This window comes from Salinivibrio sp. VYel1, assembly GCF_009377945.1.
GTDB classification, from domain to species: domain Bacteria; phylum Pseudomonadota; class Gammaproteobacteria; order Enterobacterales; family Vibrionaceae; genus Salinivibrio; species Salinivibrio siamensis.
Map to the genome: position 1 here is coordinate 181101 of NZ_RSAM01000002.1, position 18885 is coordinate 199985.

The window sequence follows — 18885 nt, forward strand, 5'->3', positions numbered from 1 at the left end:
GGATAAATACGATATGACAATCGAAATTCTGGTTCCCGATTTACCCGAATCTGTGGCTGACGCAACCATTGCCACATGGCACAAACAGCCAGGTGACTCGGTAACCCGTGACGAAGTACTGGTTGATATTGAAACAGATAAGGTCGTGCTGGAAGTGCCTGCCCCTGCTGATGGGGTGTTGGAGTCCATCATTGAAGATGAAGGGTCAACCGTATTAGCGAAACAGGCCATCGCTAAAATCAAAGAAGGTGCCGTCGCAGGTGAGCCAACCAAAGACGTTCCTGCACAATCAGAGTCTTCACCTGACAAGCGCCACACCGCCTCACTAGAAGAAGAGACGAACGACGCGTTAAGTCCTGCGGTACGTCGTCTGCTTGCTGAGCATGACCTCTCTCCTGATGCAGTGAAAGGCACAGGTGTGGGTGGACGCATTACGCGAGAAGATGTTGAAGCACACCTTGAGAGTCAGCCTGAACAGGGAGAGCAAAAAGCACAAAGCCAAGATGTGCCACCTGTGGCTGAACGCGGTGAGAAGCGTGTTCCTATGACGCGCTTGCGTAAACGTGTCGCTGAGCGCTTGTTAGAAGCGAAAAACAGTACCGCGATGCTGACCACCTTCAATGAAGTGAACATGAAGCCCATCATGGACTTGCGTAAGCAATACCGTGATAGTTTTGAAGAGCGTCACGATATTCGTCTCGGCTTTATGTCTTTCTATGTGAAAGCGGTCGTCGAGGCCTTGAAGCGTTACCCAGAAGTCAACGCATCCATCGACGGTGATGATATCGTTTATCACAACTACTTCGATGTCAGCATGGCGGTATCTACACCGCGTGGTCTGGTTACCCCTGTGCTGCGCGATTGCGACAAGCTGGGCTTTGCGGATATTGAAAAGGGTATCCGTGATTTGGCGATTAAAGGCCGTGATGGCAAGCTCACCGTCGATGAACTGACAGGGGGCAACTTCACCCTCACCAATGGCGGTGTCTTTGGCTCATTGATGTCAACGCCGATCATTAATCCCCCTCAAGCAGCCATTCTTGGCATGCACAAGATCCAAGACCGCCCGATGGCGGTGGATGGCAAGGTCGAAATCTTGCCGATGATGTACCTGGCGCTTTCTTATGATCACCGTCTGATTGACGGTCGTGAATCGGTAGGCTTCTTGGTGACCATCAAAGAACTTCTAGAAGACCCAACACGTCTGCTTCTGGACGTTTAATGGCGCTACCCCCTGTTTCTGAGGGGAGCCATTTTAGAGGGGACGGAGGTCCCCTCATTTGGAAAGCAAAAAGACACAATAATGGACACTAACACGGATAGAACATCATGAATCTGCACGAATATCAGTCAAAGCAGCTGTTCGCTGAATATGGTCTACCAGTTTCAGAGGGCTATGCTTGCGACACACCACAAGAAGCTGCTGAAGCAGCCGATAAAATTGGCGGAAACAAATGGGTCGTTAAATGCCAGGTTCACGCCGGTGGGCGTGGCAAGGCAGGCGGGGTAAAACTGGCTAAGTCCAAAGAGGAGATCCGTCAGTTTGCTCAGCAATGGCTTGGTAAAAACTTGGTGACCTTTCAAACCGACGAAAACGGTCAGCCGGTAAGCAAAATTTTGGTGGAGTCATGCACCGATATCGCCAAAGAGCTTTACCTGGGTGCGGTTGTCGACCGTGGTTCACGCCGCGTTGTTTTCATGGCATCGACTGAAGGCGGTGTCGAAATCGAGAAGGTGGCGGAAGAAACCCCTGAGCTTATCCACAAAGCATCGATTGATCCCCTTGTTGGCCCTCAGCCTTATCAAGGTCGCCAACTGGCCTTTAAACTGGGTCTAGAAGGTGAGCAAATCAAGCAATTTACCAAAATCTTTGTGGGTATCGGCCAGCTGTTTTTGGATAAAGATGTTGCACTGGTTGAGGTTAACCCTTTGGTTATTACTGACCAAGGCAACTTGCACTGCTTGGATGCGAAATTGGCCATTGATAGCAACGCTGTCTACCGCCAGCCAAAAGTACGCGCGATGCACGACCCCAGCCAAGAAGACGAGCGTGAAGCGCATGCCGCGCAATGGGAACTCAACTATGTCGCGCTAGATGGCAATATTGGCTGCATGGTTAACGGTGCGGGCCTAGCAATGGGCACCATGGACATTGTTAATTTGCACGGTGGCAGCCCAGCTAACTTCCTTGACGTTGGCGGTGGCGCGACCAAAGAGCGTGTAACAGAAGCGTTTAAAATCATTCTGTCTGACAGCAACGTAAAGGCTGTCTTGGTGAATATCTTCGGCGGTATCGTGCGCTGCGACTTGATCGCAGATGGCATTATTGGTGCAGTCGAAGAAGTTGGCGTTAAAGTTCCAGTGGTGGTTCGCCTCGAGGGAAATAATGCTGATGTAGGTGCCAAGAAACTGGCCGATAGTGGTTTGAATATCATTGCGGCAACATCGCTAACCGAAGCCGCTCAAAAAGTCGTTGCTGCCGCGGAGGGTAAATAACAATGTCAGTGCTGATTAATAAAGATACCAAAGTGATCTGCCAAGGTTTTACAGGTGGACAAGGTACTTTCCACTCAGAGCAAGCTATTGAGTATGGAACACAAATGGTCGGCGGTGTATCCCCTGGTAAGGGCGGTACGACTCACCTAGGTTTACCTGTGTTCAACACGGTGGCCGATGCGGTCGAGGCGACGGGTGCGACAGCATCAGTTATTTATGTTCCTGCCCCTTTCTGTAAAGACGCGATCCTAGAAGCGATCGATGCTGGTATTGAGCTTATTGTATGTATTACGGAAGGTATCCCAACACTGGATATGCTGGAAGTAAAAGTGAAGCTGGACCAAGCAGGCGTGCGTATGATTGGGCCTAACTGTCCAGGTGTGATCACGCCGGATGAGTCTAAAATCGGCATTATGCCGGGGCACATTCATCAATCTGGTAAAGTGGGCATTGTGTCGCGCTCGGGCACACTGACGTATGAAGCCGTTAAGCAAACCACTGATGAAGGCTTTGGCCAATCCACCTGTGTTGGTATTGGTGGGGACCCTATTCCAGGCTCAAACTTTATCGACATTTTAGAAATGTTCGAAAAGGATCCGGCGACCGAGGCGATCGTGATGATCGGTGAGATTGGCGGGACTGCAGAAGAGGAAGCGGCGGCTTACATCAAAGCCAATGTGACCAAGCCCGTAGTGGCATATATTGCCGGGGTAACGGCACCTCCAGGTAAGCGCATGGGTCATGCGGGGGCAATTATTTCTGGTGGTAAAGGAACCGCAGATGATAAATTTGCTGCCCTTGAAGCAGCGGGTGTCACGACGGTTAAAAGCCTGGCTGATATTGGTAAAGCATTGCGCGAGAAAACCAGCTGGTAAGCCAGACAAAGTAATCGCATAAACAAAAGCCGCTCATATGAGCGGCTTTTTGATATAAAAAACATAATAAGTGGTTAGGGCTTAGTGCGAGCGATTCGGCAATAACTGCGCCAACATAAAGACACTGGCTGCTGCAACCACCACAGATGGGCCAGCGGGCGTATCATAAAACCAAGAGCCTGCCATGCCTAGCAGCACCGCAGCCATCCCAATGAGGCTAGCAAACGAGGCCATTTGCTCTGGTGTTGAGGCGATACGCCGTGCCGTTGCCGCGGGAATGATTAGCATAGAGGTAATAATTAATGCCCCGACAAATTTCATCGCCAACGCAATGACCAAACCAATCAGTAGCATCAATAACAGCCGCAGCTTTTCTACTGCAATACCTTCTACCTTGGCAAGCTCTTCGCTGACTGTCATCGACAGTAACTGCTCCCAGTAATACGCGAGTACCCCGAGTGTTAAGCACGCGCCAATGGCGAGTAAAGTGAGATCGGCAAAAGAGACCGCCAACAAATCGCCAAACAAATAGGCCATGAGATCGACGCGCATGTTGTCCAAAAAGCTTACTGACACTAACCCCAATGACAGGGCACTGTGAGCCAATATACCGAGCAAGGTATCGGTCGAGACCAGGTGTTGGCGCTGTAGTCCCACCAATAAAACCGCCAGGAGTAAGCAGGTGATCACGAGTGCGAGGTTTAAGTCGATTTGCAGCAGAAAGCCTAACGCTAAACCGAGTAGTGAAGCGTGAGCGAGGGTATCGCCAAAGTAGGCCATACGTCGCCAGACCACAAATGAGCCCAAAGGGCCGGCAATGGCGGCGATCAATAAGCCGCCCATGATAGGGGCAAGTAAGAACTCAATCATGATGATGCTCTTGGTGTTCGCAGCTTACAGGTTGCCCTGCAAGATCATGTTTATGATGATGGTGGTGGTGGTATAGCGCGAGTTGCTCACTGGTTTGGCGACCAAACATCGCCACATAAGAAGGGTGCTGCGAGATGGCATCGGGCTCACCGGAGCAGCAGACATGATGCTGCAAACAAATCACTTCATCGGTTTTAGCCATTACTAAATGCAAGTCATGCGACACCATGAGTACCGCGCACCCAAGGCTATCACGCAATTGACTGATCAGGCTATACATCTCCAATTGACCGCTGACATCCACCCCTTGCACTGGCTCATCTAACACCAACACATCAGGGTGCTTTAAAATGGCGCGGGCGAGTAGAACGCGTTGCGTTTCACCGCCGGAGAGGGTATGCATATTCGCATATTGCAAGGATTCGGCATTGACCGTATGTAGCGCCTGGCTAATCTGCGCATTGGTATAGCGTGTTCCCAGACGAATAAACCGATCAACCGTTAGCGGCAGAGTTTGATTTAACTGCAACTTCTGAGGTACGTAACCGATTTTTACATCTCGGGCTATTTGTACTGTGCCGGCGCTCGGCTTAACTAAACCGATCAGTGCTTTGACAAGCGTCGATTTCCCGGCGCCATTGGGGCCAATTAGCGTGGTAATTTGCCCGCGCTTTAGTTGCATCGAAACCTTATCCAGCACATGGCGGCCATTGAAGGTCACCGTCACCGCATCGAGCGAGACTAGCGAGTCAGTCATAGTGAAAAAAGCATTGTGAATTGGAATTGTTATATTATAACATTCATAGCCAGTGAGAAAACATAAGAATGAGAGGAAAGATGATGGCGCGTATTATTGGGGTATTTATTGCACTACTACTGGCATTGCCCGCGCAAGCCACGTCGGTAATGACATCGATTAAGCCTTTACAGCTGATCGCGGCAGGACTTGTGACACAAGATGATACCGTCGATGTGTTGTTGCCGCCGGGCGCGTCACCGCATAGCTATGCGCTAAAGCCATCGGACATACGCGGTTTAAATCAAGCGGATGTGACGATTTGGGTGGGACCCGAGCTAGAGCTTTTTCTTTCTAAGTTGTTGGCGGATAAACCTTCTGTATTGACCTTGACACAGGTCGAGAATATGCCGTTGCGCCATTTTGATGGCGGGCACCATCATCATCATGGACACGATCATGGCGAGCACAATATTGACCCGCACCTTTGGCTGGGACCCAAAACGACTCGAGTGGCGGCACAAGCTATTACAGAGGCATTGATTGAAGCCGCTCCCGGTAAAGCAGAGCAATACCAAGCCAACCTGACTCGTTTCAATGATAAGCTCGATCAAACCGTTGCCGATATTCAGCAAGACCTCGCCACCCGTATTCAGTCAGGGTATTTTGTCTTCCATGATGCCTATGGTTACTTTGAAGATGCTTTTGGCCTCGCAAAAACCGGACATTTTACGGTTGATCCAAGTCAAAAGCCTGGGGCGAAAACCCTGGTGACGATTCGCCGAGGTTTGCTTAATCATGATGCGACCTGTATCTTCACTGAGCCGCAGTTTAATCCCGCACTGATTGATGCTGTGACACGACATAATGACGTCAATGTACTTGCCTTAGATCCATTGGCGACATCAATTCCGGTAGCGCCTGATAGCTATCAGGTGTTTTTAAAAGATTTAGGAAATCGTTTCACACGTTGTTTAAAGCATGAAACTACTGACTAACTGGCTCGCTGTGACAGCCAGACTTCCTCGCCAGCACAAGCTGGCCCTGGCTTCATTATCTCTTTTGGTTGGCGCTGCCCTCATGTGGCAGCCCCATCCTTTTTCTCCCAAAGAACGGCAACCGTTGCCGGCGGTCAATCAACACCAAGCGCCGGCGACAGTGGATCACAGTGAACCGATTGAGCAAGGCATGGATGCAAATGATCCTGCCTTGAGTGTGCCTGAAGATGCGCTCGAGCAAGACATCACATCTGAGGCGCCGCGTGTCCATCACCACACCGTCGCGGCAGGGGATACACTCGGTGAGATCTTCTCACAGTATGGTCTCGCTATCGGTCAGCTCTACCAAATGCTGGATGTGAACGATAAGGCCGGCGATATTCGTCGCGGACAAAAAATGGAATGGCAAGTTGACGAGGAAGGTCGATTGCTGACGTTCACCGTTTATCAATCGATTAAATACCGCGACTATTACCAGTTCGATCAAGGTACCGTTGACTATCAGCGCTTGGAAACCAAAGGCGAGTTTGAGAGTGTGACCTTGATTGGACGGGTGAATAGTAGCTTTTATCAGCAGGCGCGCCAAGCTGGGCTCACACCTAATCAGATTCAAAATCTGGTCTCGGCGCTACAGTGGCGTTTTGACTTTGGACGTCAATCTCGTCGCGGCGATCAGTTTGCGGTACAAGTAAACAGAGAGTTCATCGACAATAAACCCGTGTCATCGGGTAAGGTCACGGCCATGCTCTACAAATCGGGCAGTCGAGACATTTTTGTCTATCGTCATCATGATGGACGCTTTTATGATCAGAAGGGGCAAAGCCTTGATCGTGCGCTCCGTCGTTATCCCACTGCCAAGCGCTATCGTATTAGCTCATCGTTTAACCCACATCGTAAGCACCCGATTACCGGGCGTATTTCACCGCACAATGGCACTGACTTCGCGACGCCAGTGGGTACCTCAGTATTGGCCGCCGGTGATGGTGTTGTCGTTAAAGCGCGTAAACACCCGCTAGCGGGTAATTACGTGGTGATTAAACACGGGCGTGAGTATTCAACGCGATATTTACATTTGCACCGGATTTTAGTGAAGCCGGGCGATCATGTGTCGATGGGACAACGAATCGGATTAAGTGGTAATACCGGTCGCTCAACGGGGCCTCATCTTCATTTTGAATTGCTCAAATACGGTCACCCGGTCAACGCGATGAAGGTACCGCTGCCTGAAGCGCACCCCGTTCCTAATGGCGAGCGTAATGGGTTCCAGCGTCAAGCTAAACGTGCACATCAGGCGTTGGCGCAGCGATTAAATGGGTAATGGGTATCAATTATGTGAGGCCTAGCTCACATTTAGGGTTGCAGGGTTTTATTTAGGGGCAGGTCGCAGGACACTACGCCACTGAATCCTGCAACCTGTCTCTCTTCTCGTACATGAAACGCCGATGTCTCTGTTTGTTATGGCTGGCTCTCATCTTTCCTTGCCTACCTTTGCAGGCGCATGATCCCTTGCTCACATCGTTTCAATCATACGGCGGTCTCAATGGCCTCGGTGATGTTCGCGATGTGGCGGTGCAGTCATCTGGTGGTATGTGGTTGTTGGATAACCAAGGACGCATTCATTTTTTTGATGGTCATCAGCGCCATCCACTCAACGACGCCCTGACCTTGCCTGATGAAAAGATCCTGACCATTGCTTATGCTCACCAGGCGCTTTGGATGGCAGGAAGGCAACATGTTTATCGTTTCCAGCCAAGTACCAATACGCTTACCGCTTTCCCGTTGCCCGATGCCGTTGCACAGACACGCGCTGATCATGCGCCTCGTCCCTCCCAATCGCCACGACTGGCGACGATCAATAATACGCTATGGCACATTCAAAGCGGCCAGATAAGCGTCTATCAACGGGAAGATAAGGCATTTCACGTGTGGCGAACGGGTCCGTGGCGTGCTGATAGTGTTTGGTTTACTGCGGGTCATCGATTGTTTGCGGTCGGGACAAGCTTATACCAACTCAGTGACGCGGGTGTGCGTCAACTGACACGCTTTTCTACGCCGATTACAGCGATCACGGCGAAACAAGACAGAGCATGGATCAGTACCGAAAAGCGTGTTTATCTACTGGCATTATCGGGCGATCAAGTAAAAGCACAACACGTGTTGAATACTCGTGGAGGCTACCAAAGAATGACGGTCGGCTCGGGCGGGTTGTGGGCCGCCAATCATAACGGGTTATTTCGACTTTCCCTAGACGGTGTCGCGACGCCTGTTTGGCAGCCAGGCTCTCAGGGTATAGCAGGCCAAAGCATCACTTTTTTATGGGCAGATTTTGAAGGGGGGATCTGGTTTTCAACCGATCAGGCTACACGTTATCGTGCGCCGGGCCAGCGTTGGATAACTCATCAACACCGCGCGTTTCCCAGCGTGCTTACCCATGGTTTTATGGCGCAGAGTAACCCTTGGGGGCTAGAGAGAGGCAGTTGGCGCGATTTAAGTGGGTATCGCACTGTACCATGGACCTCGGATGCACCAAGCGGTGAATACCTCAGTGCCACCCGAGACGCTCAGCGCCTTTGGTGGTCAACACCGTCAGGTACAAAAGGGATCAATACGCAAACAGGGGTAAGCATCGTCATACCCGACCGGTTGGTAACCTTGCCCGCGGAGCATTTGTATACTGATGCAGAGGGCACCGTCTGGTTATCGGTTGACGATCAGGTGATGCGCTACTGGCCGGACACACAGACATTGGTCAGTTATGGCACGCGATGGCAGACTCATCACGCGGGTGAGGTGTTAGGCTTTTACGATGATGGTCGCGGTAGTGTATGGATCCGTGATCAGAATGGCTTAACCCGTTATCGAGACGGTCATTTTAAGCCGGTCCCCTTGGCGAAAGACCGACTGCCTGTGCAGGATATGTATACCGATGAACGAGGTCGTTTATGGCTCACCAGTGCGCGCGGTGTGTATCAATACGATCCTAGCGCCCCAGACGCCGCGTCATTGGTTTATTTATCGCTACCCGATGAGCGATTCCACTGTGTCACTGGTAACCGCGACGGCGTATGGGCGTACAGTAACCAAGCATTGGTACACATTGCCCCACGAGGGTTCGTGCGCACATTTCGCCTCCCATCTGATGCAGAAAAAGTGGCCTGCTACGCGACCCAACCCCATCAACTCACTCTGTTGGCAGGGGATTATACCTACCAGATAGATACTGACCAATTGGCGTTTTCTCTGCGTAAACCGCCAAGTGTTGTGATTGGTGCGGTTTGGCAGCAACGCAAGCGTTGGCGTATTGGCCCTCGACAGCAAACAGCGGTGACATTACTAGAGCAAAGCCCCGCCTATCTAGCGTGGGGGAGTTGGCCACCAGAACGACAAGTGACACGCGTGCATTACCAGCTCGTGCCTTATCAGCACGCTGGCCAGCCAATGGCTGACAAACTGGCCGCTTGGCAGCAGACCGGCAGTGATACGATTTCTTTGGCCAATATGGTGGGGGGGCACTATCAATTACGTATTGCTATTCCGCGTGATGGTGCTTCCCATACTGTGTTAGATATCTCTGTCTCTCTTCCTCTATTGCCTCACATTATCAATGGCATGGTACTGGCCTGCTTTGTGAGCCTGGTTCTTGCGGCTGTCATCTTAGCCTTGAGACAACGTCACTTGTCGGCGGTGCACATAGAGACATCGAGCGTGCCCATCTCCGGGCCGCTGGATGAAATCTCGGATGTCACATATCCTATCGGATTTGAATCGCCCTCATCACTGGCGCTGGCTTCAGACCAAGCCAATCAGCGATGGACAGCCGAGTTTGAGAAAGTTATCGCGGCCAAGTACCGAGATCCTGACTTTTCAATGGCTCAGGTAGCAAGCGCGTTAGCGATGTCTGAGCGTAATTTGCAACGTAAGTGTCGACAGTATTTTGGTGTGACAGTGACCGCTTATGTGACGCAGAAAAGACTGAGTGATGCCGCTGCGCGCTTGCAGCACGGGTATTCGGTTGCGGATGTGGCTGAGGCGTGCGGATATCGCGATCCGGCTTACTTTAGTCAACGGTTTAAAAGCTACTTTGGTGTCAGTCCTTCGCAGTATCGACGCACGACGACCGATATAACCGTGGCAGATATACGTGATTAGGTTGGGCTGTTGACCTGAAACCCAGGGGGGAAATGCGCGTAAAAGAAAACGTGGCATAGCCGGGGAGCCATGCCACGGGTGTCAACGACACCTTCGCTTGCTGCCGAGGGCGGGGAGCCCGCCCTGGTAAAAAACGGGCTGGTCAGGCGTGTATTGTCTTAACCAGCGGCATCAATATACCGTAATTTGCGCTTGAGTCGTTATGACTAAACCGCCAATCGCACCTTGACAGGTTTAAGTTTAAGTCATTGATAATTATTGCTTTTATTTCATTTTCTGATTTTGACGAAAATAACGAAGTGCACTTACCCATTGACGACTAACCCACTGGCGGCGAGTGTCTCCCTCAGCTGTTGGATGAGGGGCTGTGCTTGTTCGTGAGGACGATGCCCCACTTGTAGGTGGCCCCAAATCGGATTTGGCCATACCGGATCCGTTTTAAACCGAGCAACATGGTGGAGATGGAGCTGGGGAACTAGGTTGCCGATTGCGGCGATATTGAGCTTGTCAGGGGAGAATAGACGCTCAAGACAGCGCGCCACTATGGCCGACTCTTGCCACAGCGAGTGCTGCTCAGTATCGTCAAGGTGGTGAATTTCTTCGATGTCCTGCTTACGTGGGATCAGCAAGAGCCATGGACCAATATCGGCATGCGCAAGGCGCAACTGACAAAGTGAGAAATCACCGACATAAGCGCTATCGGCGGCTAATCGTGAGTGGAGAACGAAGGACATACAGGCTCCTTATTGCAATGCGAGCGCATAGCTTACATCACAACTTGCTTTTGGGTCACAAACTCCTCACCGAATAGGAGGATTCGCCTCATAAGAAACAAAAAGCAAGTACGCTTAACACAATGTTGAAGCCAAATGTGTCGACGAACGCGAGAGGAGGTGGCATGCATTATCAAGACGTCCTAGCTTTTTGGTTTGGCGACGAGCGTAGTGAGTGGGTTCCTTCGTCCGCCTCGCAGGCACGATGGTTTGGCGGTAGTCCAGACGTTGATGAGGCGATTCGCGAGCGATTCCAATCTTGGGTCAGTGCGGCCGGCGCGGGCGCATTAAATGACTGGGCCCAGACCGCAGAGGGGCGTTTGGCATTGATTATTCTGCTCGATCAATTCCCCCGAAACTTATATCGCGGGTTGGCGGCAGCATATCGGTATGATGCCTTGGCATTGGCTCTCTGTAAGGCAGGGCTTGCGAAAGGTGACGACCAAGTCTTAACCCCGCTTCAACGGGTGTTTTTCTATCTTCCCTTAGAGCATGCTGAAGAAGAAGCAGACCAAGAAGAAGCACTGTTTCGGTTTGATCAACTGCGTCAGCGAGTGAGTGGGGAGGCAAAAGCTTGGTACGAGCAATGCTTTGATTACGCACGCCAGCACTACGACATTATTACTACCTTTGGTCGATTTCCTCATCGCAATGCGGTGATGGGACGGTTATCGACTCCCGAGGAACGGTTGTGGCTTAGCGAAACGGATCAGCATTTTGGTCAGGGATAAAAAAGGCGCCCACTTGCAACCAGTGGGCGCCCTTCTTCTGCGCTTATCCGCACAACAAGGATCATCTAACCTTGTTACATGCGCTCAAGCGTGTTGATACCCAACAGATCTAGGCCTTGCTTGATGGTTTTGGCCGTCAATGCAGCCATTCTTAGGCGGCTTTGGCGCGTATTCCCTTCAGAAAGCAGGATAGGGCATGCTTCGTAGAAGCTTGAGAATAGACCAGCCAGTTCAAATAGGTAGCTACACATTAGGTGAGGCTGACCCTCTCGCGCGACTGATTTAACCGCTTCTTCAAACTGAAGCAGTTTGGCGACCAGCGCTTTTTCTTTCTCATGCTCAATGAGCATTTCACCGTCGAGTGCATCACGGTCAACCCCAGACTTGGCAAAGACTGACGCCACACGGGTATAGGCATACTGCATATAGGGGGCGGTGTTGCCCTCGAAGGCCAGCATATGATCCCAGTCGAAGATATAATCCGTGGTACGATGCTTTGACAGATCGGCATACTTGACGGCTGCCATCGCGACCGTGGTTGAGATATCTCGCTGCGTATCAGCATCCATATCTGGATTTTTCTCTGCGATCAGTGCCTTGGCACGTGTTTCTGCTTCATCGAGTAAGTCAGCGAGGCGGACTGTGCCCCCAGAGCGGGTTTTGAAAGGTTTACCGTCTTTGCCGAGCATCATGCCAAACGCGTGATGCTCAAGACTGACCGAATCCGGCACATAGCCCGCTTTGCGCACAATGGTCCAAGCTTGCATGAGATGCTGGTGCTGACGTGAGTCAATAAAGTAGAGCACACGGTCAGCGTTGAATTGCTCGTAACGATATTTGGCACAAGCAATATCAGTGGTGGTGTACAAATAGCCACCATCACGTTTTTGGATGATCACACCCATTGGCTCGCCGTCTTTGTTTTTGTACTCGTCAAGGAAGACAACTTGTGCGCCATCATCTTCTACGGCAATCCCTTTGGCTTTTAAGTCTTCAACAATACCGGGCAGCATATCGTTATACAGACTTTCGCCCATCACATCTTTATTGCTCAATGAGACATTCAGGCGATCATAGTTACGTTGGTTTTGCTCCAACGTTACTTTGACAAGCTTTTCCCACTTTTCTTTGCAATAGGCGTCACCGCGTTGCAGGCGAACCACGTAGTCGCGCGCTGTGGCGGCGAAAGCTTCATCTTCGTCGTAGCGAGCTTTGGATTCACGATAGAAGTTTTCGATATCACCCAGTTCCATGGAGACATCGTCACCGCGTGACTCATGTAACTCGAGGTTGGCAATGAGCATACCGAACTGTGTCCCCCAATCACCGAGATGATTGGCACGGGTCACGTTGTGGCCTAAAAATTCGAGGGTGCGTACAACGGCGTCACCAATGATAGTGGAGCGAAGGTGGCCAACGTGCATTTCTTTTGCCACGTTAGGGGCTGAATAGTCCACCACAATGTTTTGTGTGTCTTGTTTATCGACACCTAAACGTGCGTCCGACAGGGCGGCATCTGCCTGTTTGGCTAACCACTGATCGTTAAGGAAGATATTGATAAAGCCTGGGCCGGCAATTTCTGTTTTGCTCGCCATATCACCGAGGTCGAGCGCATCCAAAACCTGTTGAGCAAACTCACGGGGGTTCGTGCCGAGCTTTTTGGCTGCTCCCATGACTCCATTCGCTTGATAGTCACCAAATTGTGGCTTCGCAGACTGACGCACTGCCGCTGGTGTGCCCTCAGGCGCACCCGCCGCAACCATCGCGGCAGACACTTTTTCGTTAAGAAGACTTTGAATATTCACTTGCTTACCTTTACTACTAGCCGGGCTGATTATGAATGACCCGTTTTGTGGGCTTCCAGCTTATTAATACAAGAATCCGCCAACACTGCACTGCCACGTAACCAAGCGTGCAAACACAGTGTTGGCGGGATGCTGTATTGTTGCGAACCATGACGTCAATCGACGCGGATTAGCCCTAATGATACCCATAAAACAGCAGGCATTGGCAATAGTTATTCAACGCCATCCTTGATATCTTTCGCGACTGGAAGACAACGAGCACTTTAAAACCTTGAGAGGTCACTATGCATGATGCCAGCAATTGGGTATCCCTGATGCGAGATCAAGCAACTTTTACAGATAAAATCAATCAGTTGCTGGAAACGCTGGCGATTGATTGTACCCAGTTAACGCTTGATCACGTTGCGATCCGTACCAATGATAGCGTGTTAACACAATCGCTTGCCGGCCATCTAAGCGCACAGGGGCAATTAATATCACAGGCGATGGTCAACCAGCGGCCGATCCATATTTATCAGCTTAATACCTCATTACACTTTGGTGCCTGGCAAACTGATTTAGTGGAATTGCCGTTTCCTCACCACAAAACCTATCCTTTTCAAAGCTGGGAACATATGGAGTTTGTGGTTCCTTGCCGCCATGCCACCCTATCAGGGCTTGAAGACGCGTTACACGCGCAGTTTCCAGGCTTACTCGCGCGCGCAGCAAAGCTGAGCGAGATAACGGTTAAACACAGTGAGCCACAGGTTGCGGGAGAGCGGTTGGCCAATCCAACCATCGCGTTTAAGCAAAATGGTGTTTGCGTGAAGTTTCATCCTTATTCACTCGCGCAAATTATTGCTAGCGAAGCCAGTGTTTGAGCACTGGCTCAACCAATGTTGTCGGTTTACAAGATCACGGTTTTATTGCCATGGACAAATACCCGGTCTTCGACAACACATTCAATTGCTTGACTTAGCACACTTTTTTCCACGTCGCGGCCTGCTTTGGCCATATCTTGCGCGCTAAAGCTGTGATCAACATGAATCACGTCTTGGCCAATAATCGGCCCTTCGTCCAAGTCATTGGTGACAAAGTGGGCGGTGGCACCAATGATTTTGACCCCACGCTCAAACGCTTGATGGTATGGACGGGCACCGATAAATGCGGGCAAAAAGCTGTGATGAATATTGATGATGCGATGCGGATATTGGGCAACAAAGTCAGGCGTCAGAACCCGCATGTATTTCGCGAGAATGATGTAGTCAGGCTGATGGGGTTGAATCGCTTTGAGCATGGCTTGCTCGTGCTCTTCTCGGCTTAGGCCCTCATGGCTTACATAATGAAAAGGGATATCAAAGCGCTCAGTCAGATGTTGTAGTTTGTCATAGTTACCGACTACCGCTGCAATATCAATCTCGAGCGAGCCATCATAGGCTTTCATTATAATGTCGCCGAGGCAGTGGGATTCTTTGGTGACCATGATGACGACGCGTTTGCGGCGCGAGCTAATCAGCTGGCGCTGGCTGCCAGGTGGTAGCGCATGGTCAAGGTCGAGAAGCAGGGTGTGATCGTTAAAAATCCCCTCCAGCTCAGTGCGCATATAAAACTGCCCAGTGACATTATCGACATACTCTCGGTTGTGAATAATGTTGAGCTGATGTTTATAGCAAATGTTGGTGATGGTCGCGATGAGCCCTTGGGCGTCAGGACAGTCCGTGAGAAGTGTTTTTCGTTCCATGTTGGTCGTGTACTGCTGATGACTAAACCCTCGGTTTTACCCTGTCTCAGCCGCAAGGTCAAAGTGATTTTACGATGCGCCATCGGTTTCTCAGGGGAGTGGTTTCATCCCGAAGAGGGGTTTGGCATAATGGCGGCTTTCCCCCTGTGTATTTATACAATGATCCGTAAGGTTTTCTCAGACACCGGTGCGCTGGCCAAAGCGATTGATGGTTTTGTGCCTCGCCAGCCGCAAACAGATATGGCGATTGCTGTTGATGCGGCAATTCGTGACCAAGGCCAGCTCGTGGTGGAAGCGGGCACAGGAACCGGGAAAACCTATGCCTATCTGGCGCCTGTTTTATTAAGTGGTAAAAAGGCCATCATCAGCACTGGCTCGAAAAATCTGCAAGAGCAGCTCTACCATCGAGACTTACCGCTGATGAAGTCAGCCTTGGGCTATACAGGAACCACCGCCTTATTGAAAGGCCGAGTCAATTACCTGTGCCCAGAGCGACTCGAGCGACAAATTAGTGAGTGCCACCGCCCCGACAGCGAGCCTGGGCAATTGAGTCAGCTGGTTAAAATTCGCGAGTGGTCGTCCTATACCGAGTCGGGTGATCTGAGTGAATGTGACGCATTGGCTGAAGACAGCCCACTGATCCCTGTGGTGACGTCCACCAATGACAATTGCCTTGGTAAAGACTGTCCAAGTTATGAAGACTGTTATGTGGTCAAAGCGCGGCGTCGTGCGATGGATGCCGACGTGGTGGTGGTCAACCATCACCTATTTTTAGCGGATGTTGCCATCAAAGAAACGGGGTTTGGCGAGCTCATCCCAGAAGCAGACGTGATGGTGTTTGATGAGGCGCATCAGCTTCCGGACATTGCCAGTCAGTATTTTGGCCAATCTCTATCTAGCCGGCAGCTGCAAGATGTTGCCAAAGACATTCATATCGCCTATCGCACTGAGTTACGAGACACGCGTCAACTGGAAAAAGTTGCTGATCGCCTCTCGCAAGCTGCGATGGATATGCGCTTGGTGATGGGCGAGCCTGGATACCGAGGTAACTGGCGTGAATTACAGACGTCGCCCAGCGTAGAGAAAGAACTGGTACGGTTATCAGATGCGCTCGATCTTGCGCATGACGTGGTGAAATTATCACTCGGCCGCAGTCAATTGCTTGACGCTGCATTTGATCGCATCACTTTATTTAAAGCGCGGCTTGCACGCTTAAAAGATACCTCAATCACCGGGTACTCTTATTGGTACGAATGTACTCGTCACCACTTTAGCCTCAATATTACCCCCTTATCGGTGGCGGATCGTTTTCGTGAGCAAATGGCCGAACAGGGCGGCGCTTGGATTTTTACCTCCGCTACCTTGGCCGTTGAGGGCGACTTCGCGCATTTTAATCACCGTCTCGGGATTGACGCTAAGCAACAAATGACATTGGAAAGCCCCTTTGACTACCCCAATCAAGCGAGGCTTTGCGTGCCTCGTCATGTACCGGAAACCAATAGTTTTCGTCGTGCCAACAGACTTGCCGCATTATTGGGACCGGTGATTGAACGTAACCAAGGGCGTTGCTTTTTCCTGTGTACGTCACATCAAATGGTACGAGAGCTGTCAGCCTTGTTTCGTGAGCAGCTGTCATTGCCCGTCCTCATGCAAGGAGAGATGCCCAAGCAGCGCTTATTGGCAGAGTATTTGTCGTTGGGCAATGCGTTGCTGGTGGCGACGGGCGCCTTTTGGGAAGGCATTGATGTGCGTGGACAAGCGCTCAGTTGTGTGATCATCGATAAACTCCCGTTTGCTTCCCCCGATGATCCTTTATTAAAAGCACGAATAGAAGATTGTAAACTGCAAGGGGGCGATCCCTTTGCTCAGGTACAGATCCCCGAAGCGGTGATCACCCTAAAGCAAGGAGTGGGGCGTCTCATTCGGGATCAACAAGATTTTGGTGCACTGGTTATTTGTGACAACCGATTGGTGACCCGCGCATACGGCGCAACCTTTTTGCGCAGCTTGCCGGCGATCCCTCGCACGCGGGATTTACACCACATTGACGATTTTTTGTCGGGCAGTGACACCAACAGCAACACGATGCAATCGCATTTATTAGATCAACCGATAGAGGGTTAAATGACGCTACGAATATTGGCCGTAGATACGGCGACCGAAAACTGCTCTGTCGCACTGTGCTGTGATGATCAGATTATCACACGCAGCGAAATTGCACCGCGTGAGCATACCAACAAGATCCTACCCATGGTCGATGAGGTATTGGCAGAAGCGGGCCTAACATTGACGCAATTGGATGCACTCGCGTTTGGTCGCGGGCCGGGCAGTTTCACAGGCGTCCGTATTGGCATCGGAATTGCACAAGGTCTAGCGTTTGGTGCAGATCTCCCAATGATTGGCGTTTCAACATTGGCAGCGATGGCAGCACAAAGCGGTCGCTTACATAATGCGACGCGCGTATTGACGGCGATTGATGCGCGTATGGGTGAACTCTATGTTGGCCAATATCTGCGGACTGACGCTGGCGTATGGCAGTGTGTCGGTGAAGAGAGGGTCGTCGCCCCGGACGCATTCACCCCTGAGTGCACCGAGGGGGTGTGGACATTGGCAGGAACCGGATGGGCAGCCTATCCTGATCTGGCAACACGCTTGGCATTGCAGACAGCGCCGTCAGAGGTGTTATACCCCCAAGCACAAGATATGCTGGAGATTGCTAAGCAGGCGTATCGTGCGGGAGACACAGTCGCTGCGGAGCTTGCTAGCCCCACGTATCTGCGGGATAAAGTCACTTGGAAAAAGTTACCCGGGCGCGAATAACCACCATGAGGCCGGCAGCATAGGACGTGAATATGGTATCGATTAACGGTGTATCCTCCCCACAGACAAACCGGCCTAACCATCCCCAGCGTGCGGGCAAAAAGCCGCAAACGACGCGCAAACAAACGCCCAAGACGACGCAAGTGGCTAAGGCGGTTCGCCAGCGTGTCGACCCCGCCGCGGTTGCGCAAGCAGAACAGGCGAAAAAAGCGTACGTGCAATATGATTTGCCGGATGGCCGCGGCCGTCAAGCGATGGCTTCCTACTTCGCGGTGTTAAATCAAGCCAGGCGAGAGGAACTGATCAACTTAGTAGGCGTCGATATCTATGTGTGATGTGGCGCGAAAGGAGCCTGATATGAAGTCTTACCTGTTAGTTTTATGCGGCATGTTGCTACTGAGTGGCTGTACAAGTTTGCCTGAGTCCCTAAAAGGCCGGATGGACCAGCCCGTGACCGAATACCCGGTGGTCGCGAAAATGACAGAGGCAAACCAAGGGGAAGAGGTGCGCCTTGGTGGCTTGATCGTTGGGGTGAATAACCGTGAACAGGACTCTGTGGTTGAAATAGTGGCGGTGCCAACGTCGACAGCGGGTCGGCCCGATATCGATGCCTCGTCGCTTGGGCGCTTCAAAGCGATTTTTACTGGTTTTATTGAACCGGCTGATTATGCCAAAGGCCGGCCGATAACGGTGTTGGGCGAGTTTCAGGGCCGTCAAGCGGGAAAAGTGGGGGATTATTCCTATGATTACCCCGTGCTTAGGGTAACAGGGCACCAGCTTTGGGATATTGAACAGCATGTGGTTGATGATGACAGACCTTATTGCTACGGCTTGTACTGCTCCCGAGTGCGCATTGGCGTCGGCACGGGACGGGTGCAAAGCGTGATTAGCTTACCTTATTAGCCCTTGTAT

General features: G+C 51.2%; 17 protein-coding genes. 12 read left to right on the forward strand and 5 right to left on the reverse strand.

Features of this window, described 5'->3' with window-relative positions:
- Positions 1-13: 13 nt before the first annotated feature.
- The 3 genes from odhB (at position 14) to sucD (ending at position 3371) form a co-directional block, all read left to right on the forward strand.
- Positions 14-1222, forward strand: a complete 1209-nt coding sequence (odhB, locus tag EHW58_RS03430; protein WP_152794780.1) for a 2-oxoglutarate dehydrogenase complex dihydrolipoyllysine-residue succinyltransferase — start codon at positions 14-16, stop codon at positions 1220-1222.
- Between the two features lie 107 nt (positions 1223-1329).
- Complete coding sequence (sucC, locus tag EHW58_RS03435; RefSeq protein ID WP_152794782.1) at positions 1330-2496, forward strand: ADP-forming succinate--CoA ligase subunit beta; 1167 nt, start codon at positions 1330-1332, stop codon at positions 2494-2496.
- A gap of 2 nt (positions 2497-2498) precedes the next feature.
- The gene (gene sucD / locus EHW58_RS03440) at positions 2499-3371 is read left to right on the forward strand and encodes a succinate--CoA ligase subunit alpha (protein ID WP_046073551.1); all 873 of its coding nucleotides are present in this window, start codon (positions 2499-2501) and stop codon (positions 3369-3371) included.
- Positions 3372-3452: 81 nt separating this feature from the next.
- On the opposite strand, the gene znuB is transcribed toward sucD, so the two are convergent.
- Together znuB and znuC are read right to left on the reverse strand one after the other, a co-directional pair.
- Positions 3453-4241, reverse strand: a complete 789-nt coding sequence (gene znuB / locus EHW58_RS03445) for a zinc ABC transporter permease subunit ZnuB (protein ID WP_046073550.1) — start codon at positions 4239-4241, stop codon at positions 3453-3455.
- On the reverse strand, positions 4234-4998 hold the full coding sequence (gene znuC, locus EHW58_RS03450) for a zinc ABC transporter ATP-binding protein ZnuC (protein WP_077579204.1): 765 nt from the start codon (positions 4996-4998) through the stop codon (positions 4234-4236). Before znuC ends, znuB begins: the two co-directional genes overlap by 8 nt.
- A gap of 80 nt (positions 4999-5078) precedes the next feature.
- Between znuC and znuA the strand changes: the two genes are divergently transcribed.
- The 3 genes from znuA (at position 5079) to EHW58_RS03465 (ending at position 10124) form a co-directional block, all read left to right on the forward strand.
- The gene (znuA, locus tag EHW58_RS03455) at positions 5079-5975 is read left to right on the forward strand and encodes a zinc ABC transporter substrate-binding protein ZnuA (protein ID WP_227986275.1); all 897 of its coding nucleotides are present in this window, start codon (positions 5079-5081) and stop codon (positions 5973-5975) included.
- Positions 5959-7293: a murein DD-endopeptidase MepM gene (gene mepM, locus EHW58_RS03460; RefSeq protein WP_077579205.1), complete on the forward strand. Its 1335-nt coding sequence runs from the start codon at positions 5959-5961 to the stop codon at positions 7291-7293. The genes znuA and mepM overlap by 17 nt, the downstream gene beginning before the upstream one ends.
- A 188-nt stretch (positions 7294-7481) precedes the next feature.
- Positions 7482-10124, forward strand: a complete 2643-nt coding sequence (locus EHW58_RS03465) for an AraC family transcriptional regulator (RefSeq protein WP_172969981.1) — start codon at positions 7482-7484, stop codon at positions 10122-10124.
- 305 nt (positions 10125-10429) lie between these two features.
- On the opposite strand, the gene EHW58_RS03470 is transcribed toward EHW58_RS03465, so the two are convergent.
- A complete protein-coding gene (locus tag EHW58_RS03470; protein ID WP_077579207.1) occupies positions 10430-10858 on the reverse strand; it encodes an HIT family protein in 429 nt (142 codons plus the stop codon).
- A gap of 164 nt (positions 10859-11022) precedes the next feature.
- On the opposite strand from EHW58_RS03470, the gene EHW58_RS03475 reads away from it, so the two are divergent.
- On the forward strand, positions 11023-11628 hold the full coding sequence (locus EHW58_RS03475; protein WP_046073545.1) for a DUF924 family protein: 606 nt from the start codon (positions 11023-11025) through the stop codon (positions 11626-11628).
- Between the two features lie 74 nt (positions 11629-11702).
- Here EHW58_RS03475 and argS read toward each other — a convergent pair whose 3' ends face one another.
- Positions 11703-13433 carry an arginine--tRNA ligase gene (argS, locus tag EHW58_RS03480; RefSeq protein WP_172969980.1) on the reverse strand — a complete coding sequence of 577 codons (1731 nt, stop codon included), beginning with the start codon at positions 13431-13433 and terminating at the stop codon, positions 11703-11705.
- A gap of 314 nt (positions 13434-13747) precedes the next feature.
- Here argS and EHW58_RS03485 point away from each other — a divergent pair, with 314 nt between their 5' ends.
- A complete protein-coding gene (locus EHW58_RS03485; RefSeq protein ID WP_172969979.1) occupies positions 13748-14293 on the forward strand; it encodes a VOC family protein in 546 nt (181 codons plus the stop codon).
- 26 nt (positions 14294-14319) lie between these two features.
- Here the strand turns inward: EHW58_RS03485 and purU are convergent, their stop codons facing one another.
- Positions 14320-15153, reverse strand: coding sequence for a formyltetrahydrofolate deformylase (gene purU / locus EHW58_RS03490; protein WP_152794788.1), 834 nt, complete (start codon positions 15151-15153; stop codon positions 14320-14322).
- A 159-nt stretch (positions 15154-15312) separates the two neighbouring features.
- Between purU and EHW58_RS03495 the strand changes: the two genes are divergently transcribed.
- From EHW58_RS03495 to EHW58_RS03510, 4 genes are read left to right on the forward strand one after another with little or no spacing between them, the layout of a single operon-like run.
- Complete coding sequence (locus EHW58_RS03495; protein ID WP_152794883.1) at positions 15313-17277, forward strand: ATP-dependent DNA helicase; 1965 nt, start codon at positions 15313-15315, stop codon at positions 17275-17277.
- Complete coding sequence (tsaB, locus tag EHW58_RS03500) at positions 17278-17973, forward strand: tRNA (adenosine(37)-N6)-threonylcarbamoyltransferase complex dimerization subunit type 1 TsaB (protein WP_077579209.1); 696 nt, start codon at positions 17278-17280, stop codon at positions 17971-17973.
- 32 nt (positions 17974-18005) lie between these two features.
- Positions 18006-18308: a chromosome partitioning protein ParA gene (locus EHW58_RS16015; RefSeq protein WP_152794790.1), complete on the forward strand. Its 303-nt coding sequence runs from the start codon at positions 18006-18008 to the stop codon at positions 18306-18308.
- Positions 18309-18330: 22 nt separating this feature from the next.
- On the forward strand, positions 18331-18876 hold the full coding sequence (locus EHW58_RS03510; protein ID WP_158010043.1) for a Slp family lipoprotein: 546 nt from the start codon (positions 18331-18333) through the stop codon (positions 18874-18876).
- Positions 18877-18885 lie beyond the last annotated feature (9 nt).

Excerpts from the sequence above, each read along its gene's own strand:
- EHW58_RS03475 (WP_046073545.1), top strand. The coding sequence starts at position 11,023 with ATGCATTATCAAGACGTCCTAGCTTTTTGGTTTGGCGACGAGCGTAGT.
- mepM (WP_077579205.1), top strand. The coding sequence starts at position 5,959 with ATGAAACTACTGACTAACTGGCTCGCTGTGACAGCCAGACTTCCTCGC.
- purU (WP_152794788.1), bottom strand. The coding sequence starts at position 15,153 with ATGGAACGAAAAACACTTCTCACGGACTGTCCTGACGCCCAAGGGCTC.
- odhB (WP_152794780.1), top strand. The coding sequence starts at position 14 with ATGACAATCGAAATTCTGGTTCCCGATTTACCCGAATCTGTGGCTGAC.
- EHW58_RS03495 (WP_152794883.1), top strand. The coding sequence starts at position 15,313 with ATGATCCGTAAGGTTTTCTCAGACACCGGTGCGCTGGCCAAAGCGATT.
- znuB (WP_046073550.1), bottom strand. The coding sequence starts at position 4,241 with ATGATTGAGTTCTTACTTGCCCCTATCATGGGCGGCTTATTGATCGCC.
- tsaB (WP_077579209.1), top strand. The coding sequence starts at position 17,278 with ATGACGCTACGAATATTGGCCGTAGATACGGCGACCGAAAACTGCTCT.
- sucD (WP_046073551.1), top strand. The coding sequence starts at position 2,499 with ATGTCAGTGCTGATTAATAAAGATACCAAAGTGATCTGCCAAGGTTTT.
- znuC (WP_077579204.1), bottom strand. The coding sequence starts at position 4,998 with ATGACTGACTCGCTAGTCTCGCTCGATGCGGTGACGGTGACCTTCAAT.
- EHW58_RS03510 (WP_158010043.1), top strand. The coding sequence starts at position 18,331 with ATGAAGTCTTACCTGTTAGTTTTATGCGGCATGTTGCTACTGAGTGGC.
- EHW58_RS03485 (WP_172969979.1), top strand. The coding sequence starts at position 13,748 with ATGCGAGATCAAGCAACTTTTACAGATAAAATCAATCAGTTGCTGGAA.
- sucC (WP_152794782.1), top strand. The coding sequence starts at position 1,330 with ATGAATCTGCACGAATATCAGTCAAAGCAGCTGTTCGCTGAATATGGT.
- EHW58_RS16015 (WP_152794790.1), top strand. The coding sequence starts at position 18,006 with ATGGTATCGATTAACGGTGTATCCTCCCCACAGACAAACCGGCCTAAC.
- znuA (WP_227986275.1), top strand. The coding sequence starts at position 5,079 with ATGATGGCGCGTATTATTGGGGTATTTATTGCACTACTACTGGCATTG.
- EHW58_RS03470 (WP_077579207.1), bottom strand. The coding sequence starts at position 10,858 with ATGTCCTTCGTTCTCCACTCACGATTAGCCGCCGATAGCGCTTATGTC.